Source organism: Oerskovia sp. NPDC060287 (assembly GCF_042726775.1).
GTDB classification, from domain to species: Bacteria; Actinomycetota; Actinomycetes; order Actinomycetales; family Cellulomonadaceae; genus Oerskovia; species Oerskovia merdavium.
In genome coordinates this window covers 1-6,932 of record NZ_JBHXBO010000221.1, presented here as the reverse complement: position 1 = coordinate 6,932, position 6,932 = coordinate 1, and the positions used below count along the sequence as shown (strand labels likewise).

Sequence of the window (6,932 nt, the reverse complement as noted above, 5' to 3'; positions counted from 1 at the left end):
GGTCCGAGACCATGGGCTTCTTGTCGGTGCGCTGCTCGGGGCCACGGTTCAGCTGCGAGAGGGCGATGACCGGCAGCTCCAGCTCCTTGGCGAGAGCGACCGCAACCTCGTGCTCGACCGACCGCAACCTCGTGCTCGACGCCGCCCGGTCCCCGCGTCACCCCGGGCGACGCCTCGACCGTTTCAGCGGCGCGGCTCCCACCGCATGTACCTGGCCGCGAGCCACGCACCGATCACGCACCAGGCGAGCAGGATCGCGAGCGGCTGCGCGGCCAGGGCGAACGTCTCGCCGAAGCCGACCGCGACGCCGTCGGGCCCCAGACCCGTGAGGCCGATCGTCAGGAGCTCGCCGACCGGGTGCAGGGGCGTGAACGCGGCGAGCGTCTGGAGTCGCTCCGGCAGGAGCGCGAGCGGCAGCGTCGTCCCCGACAGGAGCAGCGCCAGGGCCATGATCGGCAGCGTCGAGAGCTGGACCGACTCGAGCGTGCGCGTGAACGCGGTGCTCGCGGCGGCGAGCGCCGCGAAGACGAACGTCCCCCCGAGCACCGCGACGAGCAGCAGCACCACGTTCGCGGGGGCGTCGAGACCGATCCACAGCGCGATCGCGGCCCCGCCCAGCACGAGCTGGCCGAGCATCGTCACGACCGCGGGCGTCGCTGCGCCGATCAGGATCTCGGCGTCCGAGCACTGCCCGGTCCGCAGCCGCTTGAGCACGAGCTCCTCGCGCCGCGCCACGTACGCGCTCGCGAGGTTGTAGTAGACGACGAACATGAGCGCGAAGCAGATGAGGCTCGTGAGCGCGAACGCCCCGACGACCGACGCCCCGGCCCCGTCGCCCACGACCGCCTCGAGCGCCCCCGAGAAGTGCAGGAACGCGACCATCGCGGGGGCCAGCGCGACCCCGTTGAACAGGGCGGTGCGGTTGCGCAGGAGCAGCGTGGTCTCGGCGCGGACGAGCGAGCCGACGCGGCGAAGCGAGCCCGCGAGGCCGGTCGTGCCGCGGGGGGCCGAGGAAGCACGGGTGGCACGGGTCGGGGTCTGGGTCAGGGTGGTCATGCTGCACGCTCCGTCGGGTCGATGGTGGAGGAGGACGGGTGGCCGGGCCCGTCGGCGATCGCGAGGAAAGCCTGCTCGAGCGACGCGGGGCGCGCCTCGATGCGGCCGAACGTCACGTCGCGGTCGGCCGCCCAGGCGAGCAGGACCGCGAGGCTGCGCTGGAGGTCGCGCGTCGCGATCGAGAGCGTGCCGCCCTCGACGCGCTCGAGGGTCTCGCCCGGCAGGAGCGGGAGGTCCGCGAGGTGAGGACGCACGCTCGCCTCGTCGACGTAGACGTGCGCGGGCTCGGCGTCGACGATCTCGGCGACCGTGCCCTCCTGGACGATCCGGCCGCCGTGCATGATCGCGAGGCGGTCCGCGAGGCGCTCGGCCTCCTCGAGGTAGTGGGTCGTGAGGACGACGGTCGTGCCGTCGTCGAGCAGCGACTGGACCAGGTCCCAGGCCGAGCGGCGGCTCTCGGGGTCCAGGCCCGTGGTCGGCTCGTCGAGGAACAGCACCTCGGGGCGGCCGAGGAGCGCCAGGGCGAGGTCCAGACGGCGCCGCTCGCCTCCCGAGAGCGACGTCACCGTCACGTCGGCGCGACCGCGGAGCGCGACCAGGTCGAGCGCCTCCTCGACCGGGCGAGGGGCCGCGAGCGTCCCGGCCCACATGCGCGCGGTCTCGATCGCGGTCAGGTCGGACGGGAAGCCGGCCTCCTGCAGCATGATCCCGATCCTCGGGCGGACGTGGGCGCGCTCGCGGTAGGGGTCCTTGCCGAAGACCCGCGCCGTGCCGGCCGTGGGGCGCGAGAGCCCCTCGACGACCTCGAGGAGCGAGGTCTTGCCCGCGCCGTTGGTCCCGAGGAGCGCGAAGAGCTCGCCGCGGCGGACCTGGAGGTCGACGCCCGCCACCGCCTCGAACCCCTGGGCGCCGCGGGTGCTGCCGCCGTACCTGCGGCGCAGTCCCTGCACGTCGATGACGAGGTCGTCCTTGCGCGCGTCGCGGCCCGTGGTGCCGCGGTCGAGGCTGTCGTTGTCCATGCCTCCAGCCTGGTGCCGGCCGGAGCGCTCAGGCAGTGCAGCCCTTCACCCGTTCTGTCGGTTTCCTCATGCTTCGTCGGTGAGGTTTGTCATGCCGCCCGTGCCCCGGCGTCCGGTGGCGGTCGCGGCGTCCGGCACGACCGCGGACGGCACGCCCGCGGCGGCCCCGGTCACGGTCGCGGAGTCGGGGGCCGGAGCGCTCGTCAGCGCGAAGCCGCCCAGGGTGAGCACCGAGAAGGTGAGGGCTCCCGCGCCCCAGGTGAGTGCCCGACGTCGGGCACCGCGCGGCTCGGCGTGGTCCGCAGGCCCGGCGTGGTCCGTGGGACCAGCAGGCTCGGCCGGGCCGTCGAGCGGCTCGTGGTTCTCGGGTGACGTGGCGGACGGCATGGTCGCTCCTCCTGTCCGGGCGAACCCTTCGCCCGTGGCGACCACCCTCCTCGTCCGACCTGCGCACCGGGTGGTACGAGGCTGTGCGGTGCCTGTGACCTCGCCCCGGTGGACGACGACGGGCGCGGTGCGTGCCTCAGCACGCGCCGCGCCCGTGGGTCGGTCGCTCGGGGTCGGTGTCCGTCCGCCTCGGCTGACGTCGGCTCCGAGCGCGTCGAGCTTGTCCTGGAAGTACTCGTACCCGCGGTCGATCAGGCCGATCCCGCGCACGGTCGAGGTGCCCTTGGCCGTGAGCGCTGCGATGAGGTGGCTGAACCCGCCGCGCAGGTCGGGGACCTCGATGTCCGCCGCGGACAGGGGCGTGGGCCCCGAGACAACCGCCGAGTGGTGGAAGTTGCGCTGCCCGAACCGGCACGGCAGCCCGCCCAGGCACTCCTTGTAGACCTGGATGGTCGCGCCCATGCCGCGCAGCGCGTCGGTGAAGCCGAAACGGTTCTCGTAGACCGTCTCGTGCACGATCGACAGGCCCTTGGCCTGCGTGAGCGCCACGACGAGGGGCTGCTGCCAGTCCGTCATGAAGCCCGGGTGCACGGCCGTCTCGAGCACGATCGCGTTGAGGTCGCCGCCGGGGTGGTAGAACCGGATGCCGTCCTCCTGGACCTCGAACTCGCCGCCGACCTTGCGGAACGTGTTGAGGAACGTCATCATCTCCGGCTGCGTCGCGCCCTTGACGGTGATGTCGCCGCCCGTCGCGAGGGCCGCCGAGCCCCAGGAGGCCGCCTCGATGCGGTCGCCCAGCGCGGTGTGCTGGTAGCCCATGAGCTTGTCGACGCCCTCGATGCGGATCACGCGGTCGGTGTCGACCGAGATGATCGCGCCCATCTTCTGCAGGACGGCGATGAGGTCCATGATCTCGGGCTCGATCGCGGCGCCCGAGAGCTCGGTGATGCCCTCGGCGCGCACCGCGGTGAGCAGGAGCTGCTCGGTGGCCCCGACGCTCGGGTAGGGCAGGGAGATCTTGGTGCCCTGGAGGCGGCGAGGGGCGCGGATGTGGATGCCCTGCTCGCGCTTGTCCACCACGGCGCCGAACTGGCGCAGGATGTCCAGGTGGTAGTTGATGGGGCGGTCGCCGATCCGGCAACCACCCAGGTCGGGGATGAACGCCTCGCCCAGGCGGTGCAGCAGCGGACCGCAGAAGAGGATCGGGATGCGGCTCGACCCGGCGTGCGCGTCGATGTCCGCGACGTGCGCCGACTCGACGTCGGTCGGGTCGAGGTGCAGCGTGCCCCCGGCCTCGTCCGCGACGACCTTGACGCCGTGCAGCTCGAGCAGCCCCGTCACGACGCCGACGTCGCGGATCTGCGGCACGTTGCGCAGCACGCTCGGCCCCTCGCCGAGCAGGGAGGCCACCATCGCCTTGGAGACGAAGTTCTTCGCCCCTCGCACGGTGATGGTCCCGTTGAGCGGTGTGCCACCGTTGACGTACAGCAGATCGTTCATGTGGTCGTCGTCGCCTAGCTCTCTCGATGGTCGTGCGGATGGGTCGTGCGTCTGACTCGGTCCGTGCGTCCCTGCGGCGCCCGTCGGCCTGGCGGGCCGCTCCGGCGTCGGTGCGCGGACGCCGCGCGCGGCGCCGTGCTCCCTGTCCCCCAACGCGGGGCATCCGAAGATTATTCACCCACCGGGGCCCGTCCGACGACGGCGGGCCTCGCGGCACGTCGCTGACCAGCAGCGACGCGGCCCGACCGGGCCCGGCGCCAGGGTGCCCGCTCCCCCACGCGCCCGACGGCGCAGGCTCGCCTCACGCGTGAGGCGGGCCCCGCCGTCGGGCACCTGCTGTGTCCTAGGCCTGGGCGGGCTCGTACTGCTCGACGTAGCGGTCGACCGCCGCGAGGTAGTCCGCCCGGCGGTCCTCGTCGATCCAGGAGGCCTCGAACGAGTTCTTCGCGAGCGTCACGACCTCCGCGGACGTGAGGCCGGCCTTGGCGGCGACCGCCGCGTAGTTGTCGGCGACGTACCCACCGAAGTACGCGGGGTCGTCGGAGTTGATCGTGATCTTGACGCCGTCGCGCAGGAGCTGGGCGACCTCGGCGGCCTTCATGTCGTCGGTCACGAAGCTGTTGGACACGGGGCAGCTCGTCAGGCCGATGCCGCGCGCCTTGACCTCGGCGACGAGCGCCGGGTCCTCGACGATGTTGGTGCCGTGGTCGATGCGGTCGACCTGGATGGTCTCGAGGACCGTGCGGATGTTGTCGATGCTCCCGACCTGGTCGATGTCGCAGTGCATCGTGAGGCGGTAGCCGAGCTCGCGGGCGCGCTCGAAGACCGCGGCGAACTTCTCGGGCGGGTTGCCCCGCTCGTCGGAGTCCAGGCCGACGCCCAGGATCAGGTCCTTGAACGGCACCGAGGCCTCGAGGGTCTCCGCGGCGCTCTCGGCCGAGTGGTCGCGCAGGAAGCACAGGATGAGGTCGGCGTCGACGCCGAAGTCGGCCGCGGCCGCCGCGGCGCGGTGGTAGCCCTTGACGACGGTCTCGAACGGGACGCCGCGCGAGGTGTGCGCCTGGGGGTCGAAGAACATCTCGGCGTGCTGGACGCCGTTCGCGGCCGCCCGCAGGAGGTACGCGTGGGCCAGCTCGAAGAAGTCGTCCTCGGTCTGCAGCACGTCCATGGCCGGGTAGTAGACCGCGAGGAAGCTCGTGAGGTCCGTGAACCGGTAGGTCGCCTGGACCTCCTCGACCGTGCTCTGGCCGATGTCGATGCCGTTGCGCTCGGCGAGGCGGAGCTTGAGGTCCGGCTCGAGCGTGCCTTCGAGGTGCAGGTGGAGCTCGGCCTTGGGCAGCCCGGTGACGAAGTCCAGAGTCGGCTGGAGGGGCAGGGGCATGGTTCTCCTTCGTGAGGGGGTCGTCCTCCCATCATGCCCCCGGCTCTCGCCGTGACCACATCGCGAGACGGCCACTTCGCCATGTGGGCACGGTCCTTACCGTGGGAGGGAAGTTACCGGGTAGTACGGTCCCCTCCGTCGCGCAGGGAGACCTCCCCGAACCATCGTCTGCACCAGGAGCGCACCCCCGTGACCACAACGGCCGCCCAACCGTCCGCCGACCCCGAGGCCCCCGCCAACAGCAAGGGCCGCGTGATCTTCGCGAGCCTCATCGGCACCTCGATCGAGTTCTACGACTTCTACGCCTACGCGACCGCGGCCGTCCTCGTCTTCCCGACCGTCTTCTTCTCGGCGCTCGACGGCGGGACGTCCCAGCTCCTCGCGTCGTTCGCGGTGTTCGGGGTCGCGTTCGTGGCGCGCCCGCTCGGCTCGATCGTGTTCGGTCACTACGGCGACCGGATCGGGCGCAAGGGCACGCTCGTCGCCTCGCTGCTGACCATGGGGGTCGCGACGTTCCTCATCGGCCTGCTGCCGCCGTCGACCACGCCCGGCTGGGCCGTGCTCGCCCCCGCGCTGCTCGTCGTCATGCGCTTCTGCCAGGGCCTGGGGCTCGGCGGCGAGTGGAGCGGCGCCGCGCTGCTCGCGACCGAGAACGCCCCCGCGGGCAAGCGGGCCATCTGGGGCACGTTCCCCCAGCTCGGCGCACCCATCGGGTTCATCCTCGCCAACACGACGTTCCTGATCCTCGCCGAGACGCTGACCGACGCGCAGTTCGCCGCGTGGGGCTGGCGCGTGCCGTTCCTGGCGAGCGCGATCCTCGTGGTCGTGGGCCTGTGGGTGCGGCTCAAGCTCGTCGAGACGCCCGCGTTCCAGAAGGTCGTCGAGACCGGAGCGGTCGCCAAGCTGCCCGTCGCCCAGGTCTTCCGCACGTCGTGGCGCCAGATCGTGCTGGGCACGTTCATCATGCTCGCGACGTACGTGCTGTTCTACCTCATGACGACGTTCACCCTGACGTTCGGCACGGCACCCGCCGAGGTCCCCGCGGGCGCCGACGCCGCCCCCGGGCTCGGCTACGCGCGCACCGACTTCCTCGTGATGCTCATCGTGGGCGTCGTGTTCTTCGGGATCTTCACGCTCGTCTCGGGTCCGATGGCCGAGAGGTTCGGTCGCCGCAAGCACCTCATCTGGACGACCGTCGCGATCATCGTCTTCGGCGCGCTGTTCGTGCCGCTCTTCATGGGCGGGACCGTCGGGGTCATGACGCTCCTGATCGTGGGCTTCACGCTCATGGGCCTGACGTTCGGCCCCATGGCAGCGATCCTGCCCGAGCTCTTCCCCGCGAACGTCCGGTACACGGGCTCCGCGATCGCGTACAACCTGTCGTCGATCCTCGGGGCGGCCGTCGCACCGTTCATCGCGGTCGCGCTGTGGAAGCAGGCGGACGGCTCGCCCGTCCTGGTCGGGGTCTACCTCTCGGCCATGTCGGTCCTCACGCTCGTCGCGCTGCTCATCAGCAAGGAGACCAAGGACGTCGACTACACCGACAACGTGAGCTGACGCCCGTCCGGGTGCCCGACGGCGGGGCGCAC

General features: G+C 71.8%; 4 protein-coding genes and 2 pseudogenes. 1 reads left to right on the top strand and 5 read right to left on the bottom strand.

Features of this window, described 5'->3' with window-relative positions:
• From ACFWFR_RS15955 to ACFWFR_RS15935, 5 genes and pseudogenes are all read right to left on the bottom strand, one after another.
• Positions 1–148, bottom strand: a pseudogene (locus tag ACFWFR_RS15955) (DnaB-like helicase C-terminal domain-containing protein); the annotation flags it as partial.
• A gap of 35 nt (positions 149–183) precedes the next feature.
• On the bottom strand, positions 184–1,056 hold the full coding sequence (locus ACFWFR_RS15950) for an ABC transporter permease (RefSeq protein WP_377623608.1): 873 nt from the start codon (positions 1,054–1,056) through the stop codon (positions 184–186).
• Positions 1,053–2,075, bottom strand: a complete 1,023-nt coding sequence (locus tag ACFWFR_RS15945; protein WP_191803146.1) for an ABC transporter ATP-binding protein — start codon at positions 2,073–2,075, stop codon at positions 1,053–1,055. Before ACFWFR_RS15945 ends, ACFWFR_RS15950 begins: the two co-directional genes overlap by 4 nt.
• A gap of 576 nt (positions 2,076–2,651) precedes the next feature.
• Positions 2,652–3,962, bottom strand: a pseudogene (gene murA, locus ACFWFR_RS15940) (UDP-N-acetylglucosamine 1-carboxyvinyltransferase); the annotation flags it as partial.
• Between the two features lie 343 nt (positions 3,963–4,305).
• Positions 4,306–5,343 carry an adenosine deaminase gene (locus ACFWFR_RS15935; RefSeq protein ID WP_377615926.1) on the bottom strand — a complete coding sequence of 346 codons (1,038 nt, stop codon included), beginning with the start codon at positions 5,341–5,343 and terminating at the stop codon, positions 4,306–4,308.
• 189 nt (positions 5,344–5,532) lie between these two features.
• Here ACFWFR_RS15935 and ACFWFR_RS15930 point away from each other — a divergent pair, with 189 nt between their 5' ends.
• Entirely contained in the window at positions 5,533–6,900 is a 1,368-nt protein-coding gene (locus tag ACFWFR_RS15930; protein ID WP_377623607.1) for an MFS transporter, read from the top strand.
• Positions 6,901–6,932: the final 32 nt, after the last annotated feature.

What these genes read in the sequence shown, in the direction of transcription:
- ACFWFR_RS15945 (WP_191803146.1), bottom strand. Translation starts at nt 2,075, where the DNA reads ATGGACAACGACAGCCTCGACCGCGGCACCACGGGCCGCGACGCGCGC.
- ACFWFR_RS15950 (WP_377623608.1), bottom strand. Translation starts at nt 1,056, where the DNA reads ATGACCACCCTGACCCAGACCCCGACCCGTGCCACCCGTGCTTCCTCG.
- ACFWFR_RS15935 (WP_377615926.1), bottom strand. Translation starts at nt 5,343, where the DNA reads ATGCCCCTGCCCCTCCAGCCGACTCTGGACTTCGTCACCGGGCTGCCC.